Raw genomic sequence first — 21,834 nt, forward strand, 5'->3', positions numbered from 1 at the left:
GCACGAATCTCTCGGACGATAGTCGGAGCTAGCGGCGGAACGCGCCAAAGCTACCGTGTCGCAACGCGTCCGTTATCAAGGCGAAAGCGCGTCGTCACAGGTCAGGCCACCACATGTGCGGTGGAGCGCCCGGGCGGCGACCGAGAGTCGTCGGGGCCGACCCGGGCGTGTTCGTCAGGCGGCGGGCTCCCCGATGGGCTCGGCGGCGCCCGCGCGCCGGTCCTCCCACAGAGCGGTCAGGGCGGTGGCGACCATGATCCGGACGCCGACGCCGATGCTCCGCTCGTCCACGTCGAAGGTGCCGCGGTGCAGGTCGTACGCTCCGGCCATGCCGGGGGCCGCGACGCCGAGCCGGGCCAGCGCGCCGGGGATCGACTCGAGGTACCAGCCGAAGTCCTCGCCGCCGAGGCTCTGCGGGGTGCCCGCCGCGCCGTCCTCGCCGATCACCGCGTGGACCGCGGTACGGAACATCTCCACGCTCGTCCGCTCGTTGACGGTCGGGGGCACGCCGCGGACGTAGTCCAGCTCGGCCTTCACGTCGTACGCGCTGGCCACCGAGTCGAGCAGGGTCTTCATCAGCTCGGGCGCGGAGTGCCACGCCTCGTCGTCGAGGCAGCGCACCGTGCCCTGGGCGATGCCGTCGTCGGGGATCGCGTTGGCCACCGAACCGGCCGACACCCGGCCCCACACGAGGCTCAGGCTGGAGCGCGGGTCGACGCGCCGGGACAGCGCGGCCGGCAGCTCCGTGACGATCTTGGCCAGGGCGTACACCAGGTCGGCGGTCAGGTGGGGGCGCGCGGTGTGACCGCCCGGACCGGCGACCCGGACGTTCACCTTGTCGCAGGCCGCGGTGATCGGGCCGACGCGCAGGCCGAGCCGCCCGACCTCCAGGCGGGGGTCGCAGTGCAGGGCGAAGACGCGGTCGACCCCGGCGATGCCACCGGCGGCCAGGACGTCCAGGGCGCCGCCCGGCGTCTCCTCGGCCGGCTGGAAGATCAGCCGCACCTTGCCGGGGATCAGGCCGGCGGCGGCCTGCCGCGCGAAGAACCGGCCGACCCCGAGCAGGATGGTCGTGTGCACGTCGTGGCCGCAGGCGTGGCAGACGCCCGGCACCGTGGAGCGGTAGGGGACGTCCTTCTCGTCGGTCAGCGGAAGGGCGTCGATGTCCGCGCGCAGGCCGACGACCGGCCCGTCTCCGTTGCCGACCTCGCACACCACGCCGGTGCCCTTGGGCAGCCGCTTCGGCCGCAGCCCCGCGGCGGTCAGCGCCTCGATCAGGCGAGCCGTCGTGCGGTGCTCGGCGAAGCCGAGTTCCGGATGCATGTGCAGATCCCGGCGGAAGGCGATGAGATCGTTCTCGTTCTCGGCGAGGAACGAGTCGAGTTGCGGTCTCAGCCCTCCTCCCGCTGGCTCATTACCGGGGAGTTCAGGCCCCCGCATGTGTCACCTCCCGTGGATTGACGAACCGGTCCTCCCGGCATTCCGTGAGAGCCGCGGTAACGACATCCTCAAGGCTGCCGCCATCGGCGACGATGGCGCGCTGCCGCTCATACGAAGCGCCCTGGTCGAGGACGTCGGAGAGCACCTTCAGATCTTCGGCGCAGCCGAGCCGGTCCGCTATCGGCTCCAGCTCCCGGACCAGTTCGTAGAGCTCGTCACGGAGCGGAGCGGTGGTTCCCTGATCGTCGGTGATCACGATGGCGTCCAGGCCGTAACGGGTCGCGCGCCATTTGTTGTCGCGTACGACCCATGCGGCTGGGCTGGGCAAAGTGTAGCCGCGATCAAGCTGGTGATCGAAGAGTTCGACGAGGGATTGACAGAGTGCCGCGGCCATTCCGACCTCGCGAAGGGTCGGAATGCCATCGAACATCCGAATTTCGATCGTTCCGAAATCCGGGTGCGGCCGGATGTCCCACCAGACCTCTTTGATGCTTCTGATCGCCTGGGCGCGCAGCAGCGTCTCCATGTACGCCTCGAACTCCGCCCAGTCCGCGAGCAGGTGCGGCGGCCCCGCGGTGGGCAGCGAACCGAAGACGATCGCCCGGCTGGAGGCCAGGCCCGTGTCCTGGCCGCACCAGTAGGGGCTCGACGCGGTGAGCGCGAGGAAGTGCGGCAGGTAGGCGGACAGGGCGTTGACGATCGGAATGGCCTTGTCGCCGGAGCGGATGCCGACGTGAACGTGCACGCCGTACGTCTGGATGCGCCGGGCGAGCCACTGGTACTGCTCGACGAGCTCGGCGTAGCGCTGGATCGGCGCGAGCTCCGCGTCCCGCCAGTCGCTGATCGGGTGCGTGCCGGTGCAGGCGAGTCCGATGCCCCGCGGCTCGGCGACGGAACGGAGCTCGGCGATCGTGGCGGCCAGGTCGGCGCGCGCCTCGGAGACCGTGTGGCACACGTCTGTGACGATCTCCACGGTCGACTCCATGAGCTCATGGCGGATCTTGGGGTTGCGCTCGGCCTCGCTGAGCCCGGGCAGCGCCCCCAGCACCTGTCCGGCGTCCTGGCGGAGGCGCCGCGTCTGGTCGTCGACGAGCTGAAGCTCCCACTCGATGCCGAGCGTGGCACCCCGTGAGGCGTTGAACGCGATGGCCACGGCCAACCTCCGTCCCTCAATCCTTGCAGGTTAATGCCGCCCGTGTGGCGTAATTCGGCCAGCACGTCGGGTGCCCAGGGTGAGCACCGAAACCGCCCCGATCCGATGCCCATCATGCCGCCGACCGCCTGCCGTCTCGGGAGGTCTTTGCCCCACGATGCACGGTTGACTCTTCTGGGGCACCCATCGGGCGACCGGCACCATCCGATCCGGCTATGAGCGATCCTCAGTAATGACCAGATGGATCATGCGCCACCGGTCCGGACGTCCGCTCAGGGCGTTACGGCCATGCCCGCGAGCACCCGCCCGGCCAGGTCGCCGTCTCCGGTGATCTGCACCTCGGCCTCCGCCGGGTCCACGCGGCCGCCGCCGAGCCGGAAGAACGTCTCCCAGCCCATGCGCAGCCGTACGGTCGGCTCCCGCGGCTCCTCGGCGAGGCGGCCCCGGCGGTCGGCGCCCATCTCGACGCACCAGCAGCGCCCCGGGGTCTCGACCACCACCGACTGGCCCGGCTCGGGCCGCGCCCGCCTGCCGACGACGAGCGGCAGCAGACCCCCGAGGATCCGCGCGCTCACCTCGGCGGCGGGGCCGTCGAGGTTGCCCGGACGCCCCGTCGCGCGGCGTACGTCCTGCTCGTGCATCCACACGTCGAACGCCCGATGCGCCATGAAGTCGCCGTACGGCATGTCCCGGCCGAAGGGCGTGGTGACGACCTGGGCCAGGTCGACGGCGCCGGATCGCAGCGACGCGACACGCCGCTCGATCACCCCGCGCAGCTCGCCGACGACCTTGTCCGGCGGCCAGGAGCGGAAGGCCTCCACGTCGAGGGCGGTGTTGGCCACCGTACGCGGCTCACCGTCGGAAGCCTCGCCGAGCAGCCAGCGCTCGATTCCCAGGATATGCGCGTACTGGTCCCGCACCGACCAGCCCGGGCACTCGGTCGGCCGGGCCCAGTCCGCCGCGTCCAGCTCCCCGCCCAGCACGATCATGGATTGGGCCGTCTGTTCCAGGGCGTCGATGTTCGCCCGCCACTCGTCGCTCATCGCGTGCATCCTCTGCTCCCGGGGGTGGTGGCGCTGAACGTTCGGTGTGAACGGTCAGTACGCGTCGGCGGGGACGTAGACGCCCCAGACGTCGCGCAGCGCGTCACAGACCTCGCCGACCGTGGCGCGGGCCCGCAGCGCCTCCTTGAGGGGGTACAGCAGGTTGCCGTCCCCCGCCGAGACGTCGCCGGCGGACGCCTGCTCGCCCTCCTTCTCCGCGAGGTGACGCAGGTCGTCGAGGCGCCGGCGCACCTCCTCGTTGTCCCGCTCGGCGCGCAGCCGCGCGAGCCGCTCGGCCTGGGCCTCGCCGATGGCCGGGTCGACGCGCAGCGGCTCGTACGGCTCCTCGTCCTCGGTACGGAACTTGTTCACGCCGACCACGACCCGCTCCCCGCCGTCGATCTCCAGCGCCGTGCGGTAGGCCGACCGCTCGATCTCGGCCTTCTGGAAGCCCTTCTCGATGGCGTTCACCGCGCCGCCCAGCTCCTCGACCTGGTCGATGAGGGCGCGGGCGGCCTCCTCGATGTCGTCGGTCATCGACTCGACGGCGTACGACCCGGCGAACGGGTCCACCGTGCGGGTCAGGTCGGACTCGTTCGCGATGACCTGCTGGGTGCGCAGCGCGAGGCGCGCGGCCTTCTCGGTGGGCAGCGCGATCGCCTCGTCGTAGGAGTTGGTGTGCAGCGACTGCGTGCCGCCCATGACCGCGCCGAGCGCCTGGATGGCGACGCGGACGAGGTTGACCTCGGGCTGCTGGGCGGTGAGCTGGACGCCCGCGGTCTGGGTGTGGAACCGCAGCATCTGGGACTTGGGGTTCTTCGCGCCGAACTCGTCGCGCATGATGTGCGCCCAGATCCGGCGGGCCGCGCGGAACTTCGCGACCTCCTCCAGCAGCGTGGTGCGGGCGACGAAGAAGAACGACAGGCGCGGGGCGAACGCGTCGACGTCCAGCCCCGACTCGACGGCCGCCCGGACGTACTCCTTGGCGTTGGCGAGGGTGAACGCGATCTCCTGTACGGGCGTGGCCCCGGCCTCGGCCATGTGGTAACCGGAGATCGAGATCGTGTTCCACTTGGGGATCTCGGACCGGCAGTACCGGAACGTGTCGGCGACGAGCCGCAGGCTGGGCTTCGGCGGGAAGATGTAGGTGCCCCGCGCGATGTACTCCTTGAGGATGTCGTTCTGGATCGTCCCGGTCAGGCGGTCGGCGGAGACGCCCTGCTCCTCGGCGACGAGCTGGTAGAGCAGCAGGAGCACGGCCGCCGGCGCGTTGATCGTCATGGACGTCGAGACCTCGCCCAGCGGGATGCCGTCGAACAGCACCCGCATGTCCTCGATCGAGTCGATCGCGACGCCGACCTTGCCGACCTCACCGCGGGCGAGATCAGCGTCGGAGTCGTACCCCATCTGGGTGGGCAGGTCGAACGCCACCGACAGGCCCGCGGTGCCGGCCTCGATCAGCTGGTGGTAGCGCCGGTTCGACTCGGCGGCGGTGCCGAACCCGGCGTACTGCCGCATCGTCCACGGCCGCCGGGTGTACATCGTGGGGTAGACCCCGCGCGTGAACGGGAACGCGCCCGGCTCTCCCAGGCGCTCCGCGGCGTCGAACCCCTCCAGCGCCCCGGGCCCGTAGACGGGTTCGATCGGCAGCCCTGACTCCGAACGCATGCCGTCCATCACCTTTCCAATCAAGGCCGCCGACCTGAGGAAACGCTCTCGGCGGCGCGGGCTGCGCGACTCACCGTCGCCCTGGTGCGATCGTACGACCGATCGTCTCCCCGTTACGGGGCGGCCACAAGGTGGCCTACTTCACACCTCGGACGGCCTCCCGTGGATGGCATCGAATCCGGTAGATCGGGCGGGATCACCACCCCAATTCTTGACCAGCATCAGCCACCCGAACTTTTCAAATCCGGCAAGGCGTCTCAAAACAGCGAGCGGGCTCCCACAGGCCGCATTATTGGGGGTACACCCGCTGTGTCGCTCCCGTACCGCCGTCTACCTTTGGGCCGCCATGCGAACTTTGATCGCCTGCATCACTCTTTCTGGTGTTATCGCGCCGGCGTTGTACGCCGTGCCGGCCCGAGCCGACACGGTCGTCGGCGGGCCCGAGCTGAGCGGGCACGGCTACATCTGGGACCACTCGGCCGGGGTGTCCGCGCCGCCCCACATCCAGGCGTCCTCGTACGTCATCGCCGACCTGGAGACCGGGCGGATCCTTGCGGCGAAGGACCCGCACGGCGAATACCGGCCGGCCAGCACGCTGAAGACGCTCACGGCGATCACGCTCATTCCGCGCCTGGACCCGGCCAAGAAGATGAAGCCCTCATCGAACGCGGTCAACGCGTCCGGGTCGGCGGTCGGCATGGACACCAAGTGGACCTACACCGTGCGCGACCTGTTCCACGGCCTGCTGATGCAGTCGGGCAACGACACCGCCATCGCCCTGTGCGAGGCGAACGGCGGGCTCCAGCCGTCCCTCGACCAGATGAACGCCGAGGCCCACCGCATCCAGGCCCTCGACACGGTCGCCCGTACGCCCAACGGCCTCGACGACGACCCGCCGCTCACGCTCGCCCAGCAGCACAGCTCCGCGTACGACCTCGCGCTGATCATGAAGCAGGGCCTGAAACTGCCCGACTTCCGCAAGTACGTCGGCGCGACGCTGTACCACTGGCCGGCCCCGCCGGACAAGAAGGAGCGCGAGAAGGGCGAGAAGACCGGCGGCTACGAGATCGGCACGCACGACCACCTGCTCATCGGCAGCAGGCCCTACAAGGGGATGATCGGCGGGAAGAACGGCTGGACCAGCCACGCGCTCGGCAGCTTCGTCGGCGCCGCCACCCGCGACGGCCACACCATCATCATCGCGCTGATGCACGCCCAGTCCGACTTCTGGGACGACGCCCGCGCCCTGCTCGACTGGGGCTTCGCCGAGCGCGCGAAGGCGGGCGCGGTCGGGACCCTCGTCGACCCGATCCCGCCGCCGCAGCCGAAGAAGCCGGCGCCGGCGACGACGAAGAAGCCCCTCGCGGTCCGCGTCTCGCCCGCGGACGGCCCCGACTGGGCCAAGCTGGGTGCGGCGGGCGGCGGTGGCCTGGTCCTGCTGGCGATCGTCATCGGGCTCGGGATCGGCCTGCGCCGCCGGCGTCGGACGGCGCTCGCCGAGGCCGCGGCCGCGCCCGCCGGCGGTCACGTCCGCGCCTTCGACCCGGAAGGGCCGCCGTCCGGCGCCGCCTCCGGGATGGCGGACGGGCCCGACGCGCCTGGCGGAGCGTCCGGGCTGCGGCACCCGGGAGACGTCAAGGTCGCGGGCGCTCCGTCGTCCTTCGGCGCGAACGGCCCGTCCGCCCGGGAGACCGCGCCGAACCCGGTGCGGCGCGGCCGGGACGACGAGGACGCCGGGCCCGACGGCGACGGCACCGGGCACGGCGGTGAGGGCACCGGGCACGGCGGTGAGGGCACCGGGCACGACGACGGTGAGGGCACCGGTGAGGAGGGCGCCGTCGGCACCGACCGTCAGGCGGGCGAGGAGGAGGCGTCGTCCTGAGATGATTCAGGCCTTCTGCGGCTGGGCCGGTGGTTCCTCGTCCACGTTCAGCACCACCCGGCGGGTGGCCGTCCACGCCGCGGTGAACAGGATGAACCGCGACACCACGTTGATCCAGATGAGCAGCCCGACGATCACGGCGAACGACGCGTACAGCGGATTGCGCATGACGTGCCCGATGAGGAACGTGCCGAGCAGCTTCAGCCCCTCGAAGCCCACCGCGCCGAACAGGCAGCCGCGCAGCAGCCGCCGCCAGGGCGCGCGGGTGCCCGAGAGGCGGGCGAACAGCACCAGGAAGATCAAGATGTTCGCCGCGATGGCGACGCCGATCGCCACCAGCCGCAGCACCGTGCCGGCGCCCGGCACATCGGTCAGCCCGGTCCGGTGCAGGACGGCGTGGGTGGCGGAGGTGGCCAGGCCCGACAGCGCGACGGACGCGAGCAGCGTCAGGCCCAGGACGACCAGGACGGCCAGGTCCGAGAGCTTCTTGATCACCGGGTTGGCGTCGTAGTCCGGGTCGCCCTTCCACATGGTGCGCAGGGACTCGCGCCAGACGCCGACCCAGCCCAGGCCGCTCCAGGCCAGACCGAGCAGCGCGATCACGCCGGCCCCGGCCTTGGCGTCGGCGATCTGCTGGACCGGGAGCTTGTCGGCGAGGCCGGGCAGGAGCTGGTAGATCGCCTTGGTGACGTAGTCGCGGGCGCCGGGGCTGATCGCCACGGCGTACCCCATCACCGCGAACGCCAGGGCGACCAGCGGGAAGAAGGACAGGAAGCCGTAGAAGGTCAGGGCGGCGGCCATCCGGTCGCCGCGGAACCGCTGGTAGCGGTCGTAGGCGCGGCCCAGGTGGTCGAACCACCTCCAGCGGGCCCGCAGCCCGCGCAGGAAGGCCTTGAAATGCTCCTCGACGGAGGAGACCCCCCGCTGCACCCCACTGATCACCGGCGCCATGGTGGGGGACTACCCCGGCCCGGCGAGAAGATTCACCCGGAGTAAGCAATCATGAACGGTATGCGCGGCCGCCGAACGGGAAGTGCCACCGGGGCCGCCACACGCCGTCCAGCCCGTGCTCGTACAGCGAGAAGCCGTCCACGGGGAACTCGGCCTCGTACGCGGCGAGCTCCTTGAACGCCTGATCGAGCAGGTCGTCCGGGAGGTGGTGGGCGACGGTCACGTGCGGGTGGTACGGGAAGGCGCGTTCGACCGCGAGCGGGCCGCGCCGGACCTCGTACTCGAGGCGCTCGCAGTCGCCGATGCCCTCGGCCAGCGCGACGAACACGACCGGCGAGACCGGTCGGAACGTGCCGGTCCCCCGCAGGTGGATGTGGAAGGGACGTTCGCGCAGCGCCACGCCGCGCAGATGCCGGTCGATGTCCTCGATCATCGGGGCCGGCACCCGCGTCGGCGGGACGAGCGTGATGTGCGCCGGGATCGACGAGGCGAGCGGATCGCCGAACGAGGCGCGGCGGCTCTGCAGCTCGGGACCGTACGGATCGGGAACGGCGACGGCCACTCCGATCGTTCGTTCCTCGGCGTCAGGCACGGCCCAGGAACCCCACCCGGTCGCGGACCGTCTCCATCGTCTCGCGGGCCACCTCGCGGGCCCGGTCGGCGCCGACCGCGAGCATCCGGTCCAGCTGGGCCTCGTCGGCCAGCAGCTTGCCGGTCCGCTCCCGGATCGGCTCGAAGGTGTCCAGGACGATCTGGGCGAGCTCCTTCTTGAGCGTGCCGTAGCCCTGGCCCTCGAAGTGGCGCTCGAGGTCCTCGATGGAGGTGCCGGACAGCGCGGAGTGGATCCGCAGGAGGTTGGTGATGCCCGGCTTGTTCTCCTCGTCGGCCTTGATCTCGGTGCCGGTGTCGGTGACCGCCCGCATGATCTTCTTGCGCAGCGGGCCCGGCTCGTCCAGCAGGTCGACGATGCCCTGGGGCGAGGACGAGGACTTGCTCATCTTCGCCGTCGGCTCCTGCAGGTCGGTGATCTTCGCGGCGGCCTTCAGGATGTACGCCTCGGGGACGACGAAGGTGTCGCCGAACCGGTGGTTGAACCGCTGCGCGAGCGTCCGGGTCAGCTCCAGGTGCTGCCGCTGGTCCTCGCCGACCGGCACCTGGTCGGCCTGGTAGAGCAGGATGTCGGCGGCCTGCAGGACCGGGTAGGTGAACAGGCCCACCGAGGTGCCCGACGCGCCCTGCTTGGCCGACTTGTCCTTGAACTGCGTCATCCGGCCGGCCTCGCCGAACCCGGTGATGCAGGACATCACCCACTGCAGCTCCGCGTGCTCCGGCACCTGGCTCTGCACGAAGAGCGTGCTGCGCTCCGGGTCCAGCCCGATCGCGAACAGCTGCGCGGCCGCCACCCGCGTGCGCCGCCGCAACGTCTCCGGGTCGGTCTCCACCGTGATCGCGTGCAGATCCGCGATGAAGTAGAACGCGTCGTGGGTGTCCTGCATGGTGACCCACTGACGGAGCGCGCCGAGGTAGTTGCCGAGGTGGAAGGAGTCGGCGGTCGGCTGGATGCCGGACAGGACCCGCGGGCGCGGGGCGGACGGGCTGGGCTCGATGGGCATAGCTGGATTCTCTCAGGCTTCGTCGGCGTCGGCCGGTGGGGTCGGCGGCGGACTGAGGCGGACCCGCGACACGCGCCGGCCGTCCACCTCGCTGACGGTGAGGCGATGGCCGTTCACCTCGGCGCTCTCCCCCACCTGGGGCAGGTGCCCGAGAACGGCCATCAGATAACCCGCGACGGTCTCGTACGGCCCCTCGGGCAGCTCCAGGCCGGTCTCGTCGGCGAACGCGTCCAGGTTGAGCAGCCCGTCGACCTCCAGCGCCCCGCCGTGCAGCCGGCGGGCGTGGGCGTCCTCGACGTCGTACTCGTCCCGGATCTCCCCGATGAGCTCCTCGACCAGGTCCTCGAGGGTGACGATCCCCGCCGTCCCGCCGTACTCGTCGACGACGATCGCCAGGTGGTGGCCCTCGCGCCGCATCTCCGACAGCGCGGCCAGGACCCGCTTGCTGGCCGGGAGGTACAGGACCGGCCTGACCAGCTCGCCGACCGGCGTGGACCGGCCCGCGAGCTGCGGATCCAGCAGGTCGCGCACGTGCACGAACCCGATGACGTCGTCGTGGGAGTCGCGGTAGACCGGGTAGCGGGAGTGCGGGCTGCCGGTCGTCGTGCGGGCGGCCTTGGCCAGCGGCGTCGAGGCGTCGAGGAACTCCACCTCCGTGCGCGGCACCAGCACCTCGCGCAGCTGCCGCTCCCCGGCGTCGAAGACCTCCTCGATGAGGTTCCGCTCGTCCGGGGCGATCTCCGTCGTGCCGGCCACCAGCGAGCGGATCTCCTCGGCGGTGATCGCCTCGCGGGAGGTCTCCGGATCGCCGCCGAGCAGCCGCACGATCACGTTGGTCGACTTCGACAGCAGCCAGATGACCGGCCGCGACACCTTCGCCATCCGGTCGAGGAACGGCGCCACCATCAGCGCGGTGCCCTCGGCCCGCTGCAGGCCGAGCCGCTTGGGCGCGAGCTCGCCGACCACCAGCGTGACGTAGGAGATGATCAGGGTGACGCCGACGACGCCGATGAACCCGGCCAGCCCCTCCGACATGCCTTCGCGGATCAGGGCCTTCTTGGCGGTCTCGGAGAGGGTGATCGCGCCGTACGCGGAGGACAGCAGCGCGGTCAGCGTGACGCCGATCTGCACCACCGCGAGGAAGCGGTTGGGGTCGCTGACGAGCCTCGCCACCGCGGTGCCGCGCCGGCCGGCCTCGCCCATGCGGCGGACCTGACTGTCGCGCAGCGACACAAGAGCGATCTCGGAGGCCACGAAGAGGGCCTCGACAAGAATGAGCGCGAGGACGATCGCGGCGCTCACCAGCGTTTCTCTCATGAGAAACGCCTAAGACTATGTGGGTCGTCCATGTCCAGGTGGGTTGTTCGGAAGACTAGAGCTGAAAGCGTACCCGTTCATGCCTGTTGGAGGTCCGATGAAACTTCTCGTCACGGGGGGCGCCGGCTACATCGGCAGCGTCGTCTCGGCCCGGCTGCTGGAGGCGGGGCACGAGGTCGTCGTGCTGGACGACTGCTCGACCGGGCACGCCGACGCGGTGGCGGACGGCGCGCGGCTGGTCCGGGGCACCCTCCGGGAGGCGGCCCACGAGACGCTGGCCGCCGGGTTCGACGGCGTGCTCCACTTCGCGGCCAAGTCCCTCGTCGGCGAGTCGGTGGAGAAGCCCGGCCTCTACTGGGACAAGAACCTCGGCGAGTCGCTGGCCCTGCTCGACGCGATGCGGACCCACGGGACGCCGCGCATCGTGTTCTCCTCCACCGCCGCGACGTACGGCGAGCCCGAGCGGACGCCGATCCTGGAGACCGACCCCACCCGTCCCACCAACCCGTACGGCGCCTCGAAGCTGGCGATCGACACGACGCTCGCCGAGTACGCCCGGATGTACGGCCTCGGCGCGGTCAGCCTGCGCTACTTCAACGTCGCGGGCGCGTACGGGCGCTACGGTGAGCGGCACACGGTCGAGACGCACATCATCCCGAACGTGCTCAAGGTGCCGCTCGGCGAGCGCGAGTCCGTCGCGGTCTTCGGCACCGACTATCCGACCCAGGACGGCACCTGCGTCCGCGACTACATCCACGTCGTCGACCTGGCCGAGGCGCACCTGCTCGCCCTCGACGCCTGCGCGCCGGGCGAGCACGAGATCTTCAACCTGGGCAGCGGATCGGGCTACTCGGTCCGCGAGGTGATCGACGTGTGCCGTGAGGTCACCGGGCACGAGATCCCGGCGGTGGAGAGCCCCCGGCGGCCCGGCGATCCCGCCGTGCTGATCGCCTCGTCCGCCAAGATCTCCGACCGGCTCGGCTGGAAGCCCGAACGCGACCTGCGGGCGATGGTGACGGACGCCTGGGCGTTCGCCCGCCGGTAGACCCCGCCCCAAGGGGCCTGCCGGGCAGGCCCCTTGGGACGTTCCCGGCGGCGCACCGGCGGCCACGCCGCCCCCGGGAACCGCTCGGGACGTTCCCGGCGGCGCACCGGCGGCCACGCCGCCCCCGGGAACCGCTCGGGGCGTTCGCGGCACCGCACCGCCGGGCACGCCGCCGTGGAGCGCCCTCACCCGGCGGTCAGCGGGCCCAGGTCGGCCTGGAGACGGGACAGCGCCTGTTCGGGGCCGATCCGCCCTCGGAGGGCCGCGTAGGCCGCCTCCTGGATGGCGGTCGTGACGTCGCCGTAGCGGACGGCCTCCGGCCGCGGCACGGCGTTCCGGATGGAGACGGCCAGCGTCGGCAGGTACGGCTGCGCCTTCACCATCGCGGGGTCGGAGTACAGGGCGGCGCGGGACATCGGGTAGGCGCTGCCCAGCCCGAAGGTCTTCTCGGCGGCGACGCCGGTGACGTACCGGATGAACTCCAGCGCCGTCCTCTTGCGCTTCGAGTACGCGGAGATCGCGACGTTGTTCCCGCCGAGGGTGGAGACGCCGGGGCCGGTGCGCCCGGGCAGCGGCGCGACCGCGAACCTGCCCGCGACCCGGCTCGAACCGTCGGTCCGGCCGGCGAGGGCGTAGACGTAGCCCCAGTTGCGGTGGAACAGCAGATCACCGGCTTCGAAGGCGCGCCGGCCGTTCTCCTCCTGGTACGTCAGGGCGGCCTTGGGGATCAGGCCGCGCTGCAGGCCGTCCGTCAGGAAGCGCAGGCCGGCGAGGGCCTCCGGGGTGTTCAGCGCGGGCCGCCCGGAGGCGTCCAGGACACGGCCGCCCGCGCTGTCGATCGCCTCGGTGACGTTGACGGTGAGGCCCTCGTACTCGTCGTACTGCCCGGCGTAGCACCCGATGTCCACGGACCTGCGCACCTTGGCGCAGTCGTCGGTGAGCTCCTGCCAGGTCCTCGGCGGCCGGGGGACGCCGGCCTTCGCCAGCAGGTCGGTGCGGTAGTACAGCAGCCCGGCGCCGGTGAGCCACGGGGCGGCGTACAGCCTCCCGCGGTACTGCCCGGTCCGGAGCGACGGAGCGAGGAACCCGCCGGTGTCCAGGCCGGAGAGCGGCTCGACCCACCGGTTCGCGGCGAACTCGGCGGTCCAGACGGCGTCCAGCGTGACGACGTCGAACGCCGTGGACTTGATCTGGGCGTTCTGGACGAGCTGCTCGCGCTGGGCGTCCGCCGCCTCCGGCAGGTCGACCAGGGTGACCTTCGCGCCGGGATGCGAGGAGTTCCAGCCGTCGACGATCTTCCGGAGCGTGCCGGTCGGCTCCTTGAAGCTCGCCCAGGTGATCGGCCCGCCACCGGCCGGATCGCCGGAGCCCCGGGAAGAACCACAGGCGCACAATCCGAGGGCCAGGACGGCGCCGAGGAGACTCCGGCGCGACGAACGCTGCTTCATGGGAACTCCACGGATCGGCGACGTCCTCTCGTAGGGATCAACGCGCCGGCCGTGCGGGCCGTGCCCGGTGACGACCGGACCACCGCGTCGTGCCCCGCCGCACGAACCGGGCTGGCCTCTTCCCGGTGGGCTGCGACTAGGATCACTGGCCACACGATAGGCATGGTGATCATGGATTTCCGCGACTGCTACGGGCGTGAGCCGGAAGGGGCCTGGCGCGCCCCGGGCCGCGTCAACCTCATCGGCGAGCACACCGACTACAACGACGGCTTCGTCCTGCCGTTCGCCTTGGCCCAGGGCGTCACGGTCGCGGCGGCCCGCCGCGACGACGGCGTCCTCGAACTCCGCTCCCTGCAGTCGCCGGACGCCGTACGCGTCACCGACGCCGAGCCCGGCCGGGTCACCGGCTGGGCCGCGTACGCCGCCGGGGTGGCCTGGGCGCTGCGGGCGGCCGGGTACGACGTCGGCGGGGCGTCCGTGCTCGTCGACTCCGACCTGCCCCAGGGCGCCGGCCTGTCGTCGTCGGCGGCGCTCGAGTGCGCCGTCGCGCTGGCCCTGTGCGACCTGTACGGGATCGAGGTGCCGCGGCCGGAGCTGGCCCGCATCGCCCAGCGCGCCGAGAACGATTTCGTCGGAATGCCGTGCGGCATCATGGACCAGTCCGCCTCGCTGCTGTGCACCGAGGATCACGCCCTCCTGCTCGACTGCCGCAGCGGGCTGTCCGCCCAGGTCCCGCTCGACCTCACCGGCCTGTCCCTCCTGGTCATCGACACGCGCGCCGAGCACGAGTTGGTCGACGGCGGGTACGCCGCCCGCCGTGCCGCCTGCGAGAAGGCCGCACAGTTGCTCGGCGTCCCGGCGCTACGCGACGTCGAGGACCTGGCCGCCGCGCTGCGGGCCCTCGACGACCCGGTCCTGCGCCGCCGCACCCAGCACGTCGTCACCGACGACCACCGGGTCCAGGCGGCCGTGGGCCTGCTGCGGGCCGGTGCCGTCGCCGAGGTCGGCGCGCTGCTGACCGCCTCCCACCTGTCCCTGCGCGACCAGTTCGAGGTCTCCTGGCCGGAGGCGGACGTGGCGGTCGAGGAGGCCGTACGCGCGGGCGCGCGCGGGGCGCGGATGGTCGGCGGAGGCTTCGGCGGCTCGGTGATCGCGCTGGTCCCGTCGGACCGCGAAGAGCGGGTGCGCGCGGCGGTCATCGAGGCGTACGCCGACCGCGGCTGGGAGGCGCCCCGGTTCATCGACGCCGTGCCCTCGGCCGGAGCACACCGCGTGTCCTGACGCGCCGGGATCGCCCGCACCGCCATCCTTGGGGGCATGCGGCGGTATGAGGCGATAACGGTGTTCCTGCTCCTCGTCGGAGGGGTGCTCCTCCCGGTGGTCGGCTGGCTGATCGGGGCGGTGATGCTCCTCGGCTCGTCCCGCTGGTCGATCCGCGACAAGCTGGCCGGCCTGCTGGTCTGGCCCGGCGGCCTGGCCGTGGCCGTGGCGCTGGTCGCCTTCGCCCCGACCCGCGAGTGCGTGTACGTGGACGACACGGCCGGTCACCGGCACGGCGGTGGACAGTGCACGGGCACCGCCCTGCCCGGCTGGCTGGGCGCCCCGCTCCTCGTCATCGCGATCGCGGGCCCGCTGCTCACCGCCGCCTACCTGACCTGGCGCGCCCGCCGGGTCGCCTGAGGCACCGACGCGGAAGGCCGCCGGATCCCGCTCAGGGATCCGGCGGCCTTCACCGCCGTTCGGCGGACCGCGTCAGGAGCGGTGGTCCGCCTCGGACCGCGCGAGCAGCTTCGCGACCATCTCCCGCAGCTCGACCTGCCCGGCCATCAGCTCCGGAATGACCTCGACACGGACCTTGACCTGCGCCATGTCGGTCTGGAGCTTCGACACATCCGTCTTGAGGACGGCGACGTCGGTCTTGAGGACGGCGACGTCGCTCTTGACCTCTGCCATGTCGGCCGTCAGCCGGTCGAGCCGCCGCTCGATCCGGACGTAACCGGCATCGTGATCGTTCATGCGGCTCTCCAGCGCGCGTACCCGTTCCTGCGTGGTCTCGATGATTCCCACGGTGTTACCGCCTCCTCGGTGGGGGGTTGAAATGAACCGAAGGGCGACCGCTGGCTGCGGTGAGTCTCCACCAAGCTCCCTTGTTTCCGTCTGCACGCCCTCCCAGACGGACTTGCACGGGGATGCGGCCGCTGCCGGCCGGGATGGTGATGGCGCTTGAAGAGGTGACTCTGGACGCAAGGGTCACAGAAGTCACGCTCCGCGTCAACTCGATCACACAGGGAAGCGACGGCGTCGGATCAGATCAGGCCGAGGTTGCGGACGGCGTCGCGCTCCTCCTCCAGCTCGCGCACCGAGGCGTCGATGCGCTCACGGGAGAAGTCGTTGATCTCCAGGCCCTGGACGATCTCCCACTTGCCGTCCTTGCACACCACCGGGAAGGACGAGATCAGGCCCTCCGGCACGCCGTACGAGCCGTCGGAGACGACGGCCATGGAGGTCCAGTCACCGTCGGCGGTGCCGTTGACCCAGGTGTGGACGTGGTCGATGGCCGCGCTGGCAGCCGAGGCCGCCGAGGACGCGCCACGGGCCTCGATGATGGCGGCGCCGCGCTTGGCGACCGTCGGAATGAAGGTGTCGCGCAGCCAGGCCTCGTCGTTCACGACCTCGGCGGCGTTCCGGCCGGCGATCTCGGCGTGGAAGATGTCGGGGTACTGCGTCGCGGAGTGGTTGCCCCAGATGGCGATCTTCTTGATGTCCGAGACCGGCGCCTGGACCTTCTTGGACAGCTGCGCGATGGCGCGGTTGTGGTCGAGGCGGGTCATCGCGGTGAAGCGGTCGGCCGGAACGTCCGGGGCGTGCGACTTGGCGATCAGCGCGTTGGTGTTGGCCGGGTTGCCGACCACGAGGACCCGTACGTCGTCGGCGGCGCCGGAGTTGATCGCCTCGCCCTGCGGCTTGAAGATGCCGCCGTTGGCCTCGAGGAGGTCACCGCGCTCCATGCCCTTCGTACGCGGGCGGGCGCCGACCAGGAGCGCGACGTTGGTCCCGTCGAAGGCCTTCTTCAGGTCGTCGGTGACGTCGATGCCCGCGAGCAGCGGGAAGGCGGCGTCGTCGAGCTCCATCGCGGTGCCCTCGGCGGCCTTGACGGCCTGCGGGATCTCCAGCAGGCGCAGGCGCACGGGCACGTCGGCGCCGAGCAACTGCCCCGAGGCGATGCGGAAGAGCAGGGCGTAGCCGATCTGGCCGGCCGCTCCGGTGACGGTCACATTGACGGGAGTGCGAGTCATCGTGGTCTCCAGCTGGTACGAGGCCCGTGTCGAGCGCCGAGCGGAGCTCCGATCGGGTCTCTCGTCGTCGAGATATTCCAGCGGTCAGGCTATCGCGCGCCTGCTTCCCCGCCCGCACCGCCTATCGCGGTCCCCGCGCCAGCAGCCCGGGCACCCGACTGTGCTTGGCGACCATGTTCTCGAGGCCGCCTCCGAGATACCCGAGAACCCGCAACGCCGACTCGTGATCCGCTTCCAGGTGCCGGTGGTAGATCGGCTGATGATGCGCGACTCGGTTCCGAAGCGTCCGGAGTAGATCCAACTCTCGATGGAGAGGATCGCGCCGACGCAACCGGTAACCGGGAACGGCCGATCGGAGCCCTCGATACCAGAGCACGTGTTCATGAGAACGCCCGAAGAGAGCGATCCAAAATCCAAAAGGGAGCTTGGCGACCACGTCGTCGGCCGACCAGCCCGGCTTGATGCGCGCAAGCTTGTCCGTTACCGCAACGATCATGTCCTGGGTGACGTGATGCAGAGAAAGGCCTCGCGCCTCCCACCACTCATCTCGCCCGTACTTCTCACACAGGTTGAGGTGCACGGCGTTGCGGAGACCGACCTCGACGTACTGGAGCACTTCGTACATCGCGCCACAGAGCTCCGTATTCCAACAGTGCAGGCGGAACGCTGCTTGCCGGTCTCCAGAACAATCCGCCTCATACTCCCCGAGTCTCGCCGCCGACAGGAGTCGCCCAAGATCCTCGTCCCCCGAATTCGCCACGTTCGCCTTCCACCCATCGCTCCGATGACCTACACTGAGTGACGTACGCCCCGGATCCGCTTCCACCGCAAGGTGCGCGCCCGGGGCAGACCCTTTTATGGGCTCGGCACAGCGGTCGGACCAAACTTCCGACAACACTCAGTGCGACGAAGATATTACTGTCCGTCTGGCGTGCCATGGTCGAATACGGCGAAGGCCGCCCGCCGGGTGGGGCGGGCGGCCTTCGGGGAGTGAGCGGGATCAGGCCCGGTGCGGGCACGCGACGCCGCTGGGGGCGTCACGTGGGTGACACCGTGGGCCTTACGCGGACGGCGTGGCGAGCGTCGCGAGGGCCTCGTTGAAGGTCGCCGACGGGCGCATGACGGCGGCGGCCTTGGCCGGGTCGGGGTTGTAGTAGCCGCCGATGTCGGCCGGGGAGCCCTGGACCGCGAGCAACTCGTCGACGATCTTGCTCTCCTGCGAGGTCAGCGTCTCGGCGAGCGGGACGAAGGCCTTGGCCAGGTCGGCGTCGTCGGTCTGCCTGGCCAGCTCCTGCGCCCAGTACAGGGCCAGGTAGAAGTGGCTGCCGCGGTTGTCGATGCCGCCCACGCGGCGGGTCGGGGACTTGTCCTCGTTGAGGAAGGTCTCCGTGGCCCGGTCGAGGGTGTCGGCGAGGACCTGGGCGCGGGCGTTGCCCGTCGTCTGCGCGAGCTGCTCGAAGCTGACCGCGAGCGCGAGGAACTCCCCGAGGCTGTCCCAGCGCAGGTAGTTCTCCTTGACGAGCTGCTGGACGTGCTTGGGCGCCGAGCCGCCGGCGCCCGTCTCGAACAGGCCGCCGCCGTTGATGAGCGGCACGACCGACAGCATCTTGGCGCTGGTGCCCAGCTCCAGGATCGGGAACAGGTCGGTCAGGTAGTCCCGCAGCACGTTGCCGGTGACGGAGATGGTGTTCTCGCCGCGGCGGATCCGCTCCAGGGAGAAGGCCGTGGCCTCGACCGGGGACTTGATCTCGATCTGCAGGCCCGTGGTGTCGTGCTCGGGCAGGTACCGCTCGACCTTGGCGATCAGGGAGGCGTCGTGCGCGCGGTCCCGGTCGAGCCAGAACACGGCCGGGTCGCCGGTCGCGCGGGCGCGGGTGACGGCGAGCTTCACCCAGTCCTTGATCGCGGCGTCCTTGGTCTGGCACATACGGAAGATGTCGCCCGCGCCGACCGTCTGCTCGAGGACGACGTCGCCGGCCTCGTCGAGGACCCGTACCGTACCGGTGGTCGGGATCTCGAAGGTCTTGTCGTGGCTGCCGTACTCCTCGGCCTGCTGTGCCATCAGGCCGACGTTCGGCACCGAGCCCATCGTCGACGGGTCGAAGGCGCCGTTCGCCCGGCAGTCGTCGATGACGACCTGGTAGACGCCCGCGTAGCTGCTGTCCGGGATGACCGCGAGCGTGTCGTGCTCCTGACCGTCCGGGCCCCACATGTGGCCGGAGGTGCGGATCATCGCGGGCATCGAGGCGTCGACGATGACGTCGCTGGGGACGTGCAGGTTGGTGATCCCCCGGTCGGAGTCGACCATCGCGAGGTCCGGGCCCGCGGCGAGCTCGGCGTCGAAGGACGCCTTGATCTCCTCGCCGTCCGGCAGCGACTCCAGGCCGCGGAAGAGCCCGCCGAGGCCGTCGTTCGGCGTGAGGCCGGCCGCCGCGAACGCCTCGCCGTACTTGGCGAACGTCTCCGGGAAGAAGGCGCGGACCACGTGGCCGAAGATGATCGGGTCGGAGACCTTCATCATCGTGGCCTTCAGGTGCACCGAGAACAGCACGTCCTCGGCCTTGGCGCGCGCGACCTGAGCGGTGAGGAACTCCCGCAGCGCCGCGACGCGCATGACGGACGCGTCGACGACCTCGCCCGCCAGGACGGGTACCGACTCGCGCAGGACGGTGGTGGAGCCGTCGTCGCCCGCGAGCTCGATCCGCAGCGAGCCCGCCTCGGCGATCACCACGGACTTCTCGGTGGAGCGGAAGTCGTCGGCCGTCATGTGCGCGACGCTCGTCTTCGACTCCGGCGTCCACGCGCCCATGCGGTGCGGGTGGGTCTTGGCGTAGTTCTTGACCGACGCGGGGGCCCGGCGGTCGGAGTTGCCCTGGCGCAGCACCGGGTTGACCGCGCTGCCCTTGATCCGGTCGTACCGGGCTCGGATCTCGCGCTGCTCGTCGCTCTTCGGGTCGTCCGGGTAGTCCGGCAGCGCGTAGCCCTGCTCCCGCAGCTCGGTGATCGCGGCCTTCAGCTGCGGGATCGAGGCCGAGATGTTCGGCAGCTTGATGACGTTCGCGCCGGGGGTCTCGACCAGCTCGCCGAGTTCGGCGAGCGCGTCCGGGATGCGCTGGTCCTCCGTGAGGTACTCCGGGAAGGCGGCGATGATGCGCCCGGCCAGGGAGATGTCACGGGTCTCCACGGTGACGCCGGCGGTCGAGGCGTATGCCTGGATCACAGGCAGGAACGAATACGTCGCCAGGGCGGGTGCCTCGTCCGTGTGCGTGTAGATGATGGTCGAATCAGTCACCGGGTGCTCCGCTTCACGCTCAACAACATTCGTCAGCAACTCTCAGCTCGAGACAGACGGGCGGGGTCGGCCGCCCTCAGCAGGTCTCAGTCGATCCCTCACGTTTCGTATCGACCAGACGGGTTTCGCGGAGCCCCAGGTGCCCGGTGAGCAGGGATGCGACGGCACCCCGGCCCAGGAAGACACCCCGTGACGTGCAGCGACCGCGATGGGGGACAACATTCCGATCAGCATGAGTGACCTGGGGCACATTTTCCAGTATCGCGACGGGCTCCTTACCTGCGCCTGCATCATCCCACTGCTCGTCCAGGGGCCGGGCAAAGAGGTCGCGCTTGCGCGGTTCACTGCCCCTTCGCGACGAATGCGACGAGCGTGACGCCGACCGCGGCGGCCGTCATGAGCAGCACGTCCACCCACCGGCGGCGTACCGCGAGCATGCCGGTCTGGCTCTCCGGGAGGACCAGCCGGGCGAGCGCGCCGATGAAAACGGAGGCGGCGATGAGCATGCTGCCCCGCCGGAAGTGGTTGGTCGCGACCACGGCCAGGCCGGCGGCGACGCCGCAGAGGACGAAGACGTACGGCAACTGGCCCAGCCATCGCGGCACCGCCGCGCGGGCCGGTGCGCGCTCCCCGCGCCGCGGGGACGGCGGCGTCTTCGGTCCGGGCGCGGGTTGCGCCGCGGCGGGAACGTCCCTCAGGGACGCGTCGTAGGACTCCGGTGGCCCGTACTGCTCCGACATGACCCCTATCTTGGCAGCCGCCCGCGCGTGGCCCGCCCACCTTCGGGACCCTTCCCGGAGGCTCGAATGTCCCGTAATCTCCGGTGTACTCGGCCCTACCCACCGGTAGGCGGGTGTGACCATGGCCGGTCCGGGTAACCAGGCAGACAGGGGTCGCTAACTACTGGAGGGACCGCTGTGGAGGGCCCGTACATACGGATCGAAGAAACCGGCACGGTACTACCACTGCGCTCCGAGGTCACGACGATCGGACGAGGCCGGGGCGTCGACATACGGCTCGACGATCCCAGCGTGTCCCGCTTGCACGCCGAGCTTGTCCGCCGCGGTCCGTACGTCTACGTCGTGGATCTCGGCCTGTCGCGCAACGGCACGCGGGTGAACGGCCGGCCAATCGCCCGGCGCGTGCTCGAGGACGGTGACGTGGTCAGCTTCGGCGCCGCGCGCTGCCGGATGGGCGGCATCCCGCGCGAGGACGTCGACCCGGACGTCGAGTTGCGCCGCGCCGTCGCCCCGGAGCTCACCCGCCGCGAGATCGACGTGCTGACGTCGCTGTGCCGTCCCGCCCTGTCCGACGAGGCGTTCGTCGCCCCCGCGACGGCCCGGGAGATCGCCACCGACCTGGTGGTGACCGAGGCGGCGGTCAAGCAGCACCTGCTGCGGCTCTACCAGAAGTTCCGCATCCCGGAGGGCGCCAACCGGCGCACCCGGCTCGCCAACGAGGTGATCGCGCTCGGGCTGGTCCGCCCGCTGCCGCCCGTGCACGTCCCGCCCCAGGGCGGCCGCTCGCCCGAGCCCGCACGCCGCCCCGACGGCGCCCGGCCGGGCACGCCGCCGCAGCCGCGCCAGCCGATGACGCCCGGCCAGCCGACCGCACCGGGACGACGCGCCAGCTGAGGACGCGGGTCCGACGGCGCGGACCGGCCGCCTTCGTAGCGACGCGAACGCA

At 71.0% G+C, this 21,834-nt stretch carries 19 protein-coding genes; 5 read left to right on the forward strand and 14 right to left on the reverse strand.

The genetic code is table 11. The features are described from left to right. Window positions 1-174: 174 nt before the first annotated feature. From NDW01_RS13200 to NDW01_RS13215, 4 genes are all read right to left on the reverse strand, one after another. The gene (locus NDW01_RS13200) at window positions 175-1,440 is read right to left on the reverse strand and encodes an amidohydrolase (RefSeq protein WP_252820300.1); all 1,266 of its coding nucleotides are present in this window, start codon (window positions 1,438-1,440) and stop codon (window positions 175-177) included. Further along, complete coding sequence (locus NDW01_RS13205; protein ID WP_252820303.1) at window positions 1,427-2,593, reverse strand: glutamate--cysteine ligase; 1,167 nt, start codon at window positions 2,591-2,593, stop codon at window positions 1,427-1,429. Before NDW01_RS13205 ends, NDW01_RS13200 begins: the two co-directional genes overlap by 14 nt. A gap of 272 nt (window positions 2,594-2,865) precedes the next feature. Next, window positions 2,866-3,636 (reverse strand): maleylpyruvate isomerase family mycothiol-dependent enzyme, encoded by a 771-nt coding sequence (locus tag NDW01_RS13210; RefSeq protein ID WP_252820305.1) that lies wholly within the window; start codon window positions 3,634-3,636, stop codon window positions 2,866-2,868. 54 nt (window positions 3,637-3,690) lie between these two features. Next, window positions 3,691-5,304, reverse strand: coding sequence for an acyl-CoA mutase large subunit family protein (locus NDW01_RS13215; protein WP_252820307.1), 1,614 nt, complete (start codon window positions 5,302-5,304; stop codon window positions 3,691-3,693). Between the two features lie 346 nt (window positions 5,305-5,650). Between NDW01_RS13215 and NDW01_RS13220 the strand changes: the two genes are divergently transcribed. After that, window positions 5,651-7,186 (forward strand): D-alanyl-D-alanine carboxypeptidase family protein, encoded by a 1,536-nt coding sequence (locus NDW01_RS13220; protein ID WP_252820309.1) that lies wholly within the window; start codon window positions 5,651-5,653, stop codon window positions 7,184-7,186. A 6-nt stretch (window positions 7,187-7,192) separates the two neighbouring features. Here NDW01_RS13220 and NDW01_RS13225 read toward each other — a convergent pair whose 3' ends face one another. The 4 genes from NDW01_RS13225 to NDW01_RS13240 are packed head-to-tail and all read right to left on the reverse strand — an operon-like array spanning window position 7,193 to window position 11,067. Continuing rightward, entirely contained in the window at window positions 7,193-8,128 is a 936-nt protein-coding gene (locus tag NDW01_RS13225) for a YihY/virulence factor BrkB family protein (protein ID WP_252820310.1), read from the reverse strand. A gap of 58 nt (window positions 8,129-8,186) precedes the next feature. Then, on the reverse strand, window positions 8,187-8,729 hold the full coding sequence (locus tag NDW01_RS13230; protein ID WP_252785825.1) for a 2'-5' RNA ligase family protein: 543 nt from the start codon (window positions 8,727-8,729) through the stop codon (window positions 8,187-8,189). Further along, window positions 8,722-9,750, reverse strand: a complete 1,029-nt coding sequence (trpS, locus tag NDW01_RS13235) for a tryptophan--tRNA ligase (RefSeq protein ID WP_252820311.1) — start codon at window positions 9,748-9,750, stop codon at window positions 8,722-8,724. Before trpS ends, NDW01_RS13230 begins: the two co-directional genes overlap by 8 nt. 12 nt (window positions 9,751-9,762) lie before the next feature. Then, the gene (locus NDW01_RS13240) at window positions 9,763-11,067 is read right to left on the reverse strand and encodes a hemolysin family protein (RefSeq protein ID WP_252820313.1); all 1,305 of its coding nucleotides are present in this window, start codon (window positions 11,065-11,067) and stop codon (window positions 9,763-9,765) included. A gap of 97 nt (window positions 11,068-11,164) precedes the next feature. Here NDW01_RS13240 and galE point away from each other — a divergent pair, with 97 nt between their 5' ends. Continuing rightward, entirely contained in the window at window positions 11,165-12,112 is a 948-nt protein-coding gene (galE, locus tag NDW01_RS13245) for a UDP-glucose 4-epimerase GalE (protein ID WP_252820314.1), read from the forward strand. Between the two features lie 185 nt (window positions 12,113-12,297). Here galE and NDW01_RS13250 read toward each other — a convergent pair whose 3' ends face one another. Next, window positions 12,298-13,560, reverse strand: a complete 1,263-nt coding sequence (locus NDW01_RS13250; protein WP_252820315.1) for an ABC transporter substrate-binding protein — start codon at window positions 13,558-13,560, stop codon at window positions 12,298-12,300. A 162-nt stretch (window positions 13,561-13,722) separates the two neighbouring features. Between NDW01_RS13250 and galK the strand changes: the two genes are divergently transcribed. Next, a complete protein-coding gene (gene galK, locus NDW01_RS13255) occupies window positions 13,723-14,841 on the forward strand; it encodes a galactokinase (protein WP_252820316.1) in 1,119 nt (372 codons plus the stop codon). Between the two features lie 36 nt (window positions 14,842-14,877). Continuing rightward, window positions 14,878-15,240 (forward strand): hypothetical protein, encoded by a 363-nt coding sequence (locus NDW01_RS13260; protein ID WP_252820317.1) that lies wholly within the window; start codon window positions 14,878-14,880, stop codon window positions 15,238-15,240. Window positions 15,241-15,312: 72 nt separating this feature from the next. Here the strand turns inward: NDW01_RS13260 and NDW01_RS13265 are convergent, their stop codons facing one another. The 5 genes from NDW01_RS13265 to NDW01_RS13285 form a co-directional block, all read right to left on the reverse strand. Then, window positions 15,313-15,627: a hypothetical protein gene (locus NDW01_RS13265; protein WP_252820318.1), complete on the reverse strand. Its 315-nt coding sequence runs from the start codon at window positions 15,625-15,627 to the stop codon at window positions 15,313-15,315. A 239-nt stretch (window positions 15,628-15,866) separates the two neighbouring features. Continuing rightward, a complete protein-coding gene (locus NDW01_RS13270; protein WP_252820320.1) occupies window positions 15,867-16,856 on the reverse strand; it encodes a malate dehydrogenase in 990 nt (329 codons plus the stop codon). A gap of 121 nt (window positions 16,857-16,977) precedes the next feature. Further along, a complete protein-coding gene (locus NDW01_RS13275; RefSeq protein WP_252820323.1) occupies window positions 16,978-17,481 on the reverse strand; it encodes a hypothetical protein in 504 nt (167 codons plus the stop codon). A gap of 435 nt (window positions 17,482-17,916) precedes the next feature. After that, window positions 17,917-20,148: an NADP-dependent isocitrate dehydrogenase gene (locus NDW01_RS13280; RefSeq protein WP_252820326.1), complete on the reverse strand. Its 2,232-nt coding sequence runs from the start codon at window positions 20,146-20,148 to the stop codon at window positions 17,917-17,919. 341 nt (window positions 20,149-20,489) lie between these two features. Next, window positions 20,490-20,888, reverse strand: a complete 399-nt coding sequence (locus tag NDW01_RS13285) for a DUF3017 domain-containing protein (RefSeq protein WP_252820328.1) — start codon at window positions 20,886-20,888, stop codon at window positions 20,490-20,492. Between the two features lie 177 nt (window positions 20,889-21,065). Here NDW01_RS13285 and NDW01_RS13290 point away from each other — a divergent pair, with 177 nt between their 5' ends. After that, entirely contained in the window at window positions 21,066-21,782 is a 717-nt protein-coding gene (locus NDW01_RS13290; RefSeq protein WP_252820331.1) for an FHA domain-containing protein, read from the forward strand. Window positions 21,783-21,834: the final 52 nt, after the last annotated feature.

The sequence above is a fragment of the Actinoallomurus soli genome, from assembly GCF_024055715.1.
Lineage (GTDB): Bacteria > Actinomycetota > Actinomycetes > Streptosporangiales > Streptosporangiaceae > Actinoallomurus > Actinoallomurus soli.

What these genes read in the sequence shown, in the direction of transcription:
- NDW01_RS13250 (WP_252820315.1), bottom strand. Translation starts at nt 13,560, where the DNA reads ATGAAGCAGCGTTCGTCGCGCCGGAGTCTCCTCGGCGCCGTCCTGGCC.
- NDW01_RS13285 (WP_252820328.1), bottom strand. Translation starts at nt 20,888, where the DNA reads ATGTCGGAGCAGTACGGGCCACCGGAGTCCTACGACGCGTCCCTGAGG.
- NDW01_RS13200 (WP_252820300.1), bottom strand. Translation starts at nt 1,440, where the DNA reads ATGCGGGGGCCTGAACTCCCCGGTAATGAGCCAGCGGGAGGAGGGCTG.
- NDW01_RS13275 (WP_252820323.1), bottom strand. Translation starts at nt 17,481, where the DNA reads ATGTACGAAGTGCTCCAGTACGTCGAGGTCGGTCTCCGCAACGCCGTG.
- NDW01_RS13210 (WP_252820305.1), bottom strand. Translation starts at nt 3,636, where the DNA reads ATGAGCGACGAGTGGCGGGCGAACATCGACGCCCTGGAACAGACGGCC.
- NDW01_RS13215 (WP_252820307.1), bottom strand. Translation starts at nt 5,304, where the DNA reads ATGCGTTCGGAGTCAGGGCTGCCGATCGAACCCGTCTACGGGCCCGGG.
- NDW01_RS13260 (WP_252820317.1), top strand. Translation starts at nt 14,878, where the DNA reads ATGCGGCGGTATGAGGCGATAACGGTGTTCCTGCTCCTCGTCGGAGGG.
- galK (WP_252820316.1), top strand. Translation starts at nt 13,723, where the DNA reads ATGGTGATCATGGATTTCCGCGACTGCTACGGGCGTGAGCCGGAAGGG.
- trpS (WP_252820311.1), bottom strand. Translation starts at nt 9,750, where the DNA reads ATGCCCATCGAGCCCAGCCCGTCCGCCCCGCGCCCGCGGGTCCTGTCC.
- galE (WP_252820314.1), top strand. Translation starts at nt 11,165, where the DNA reads ATGAAACTTCTCGTCACGGGGGGCGCCGGCTACATCGGCAGCGTCGTC.
- NDW01_RS13240 (WP_252820313.1), bottom strand. Translation starts at nt 11,067, where the DNA reads ATGAGAGAAACGCTGGTGAGCGCCGCGATCGTCCTCGCGCTCATTCTT.
- NDW01_RS13220 (WP_252820309.1), top strand. Translation starts at nt 5,651, where the DNA reads ATGCGAACTTTGATCGCCTGCATCACTCTTTCTGGTGTTATCGCGCCG.
- NDW01_RS13270 (WP_252820320.1), bottom strand. Translation starts at nt 16,856, where the DNA reads ATGACTCGCACTCCCGTCAATGTGACCGTCACCGGAGCGGCCGGCCAG.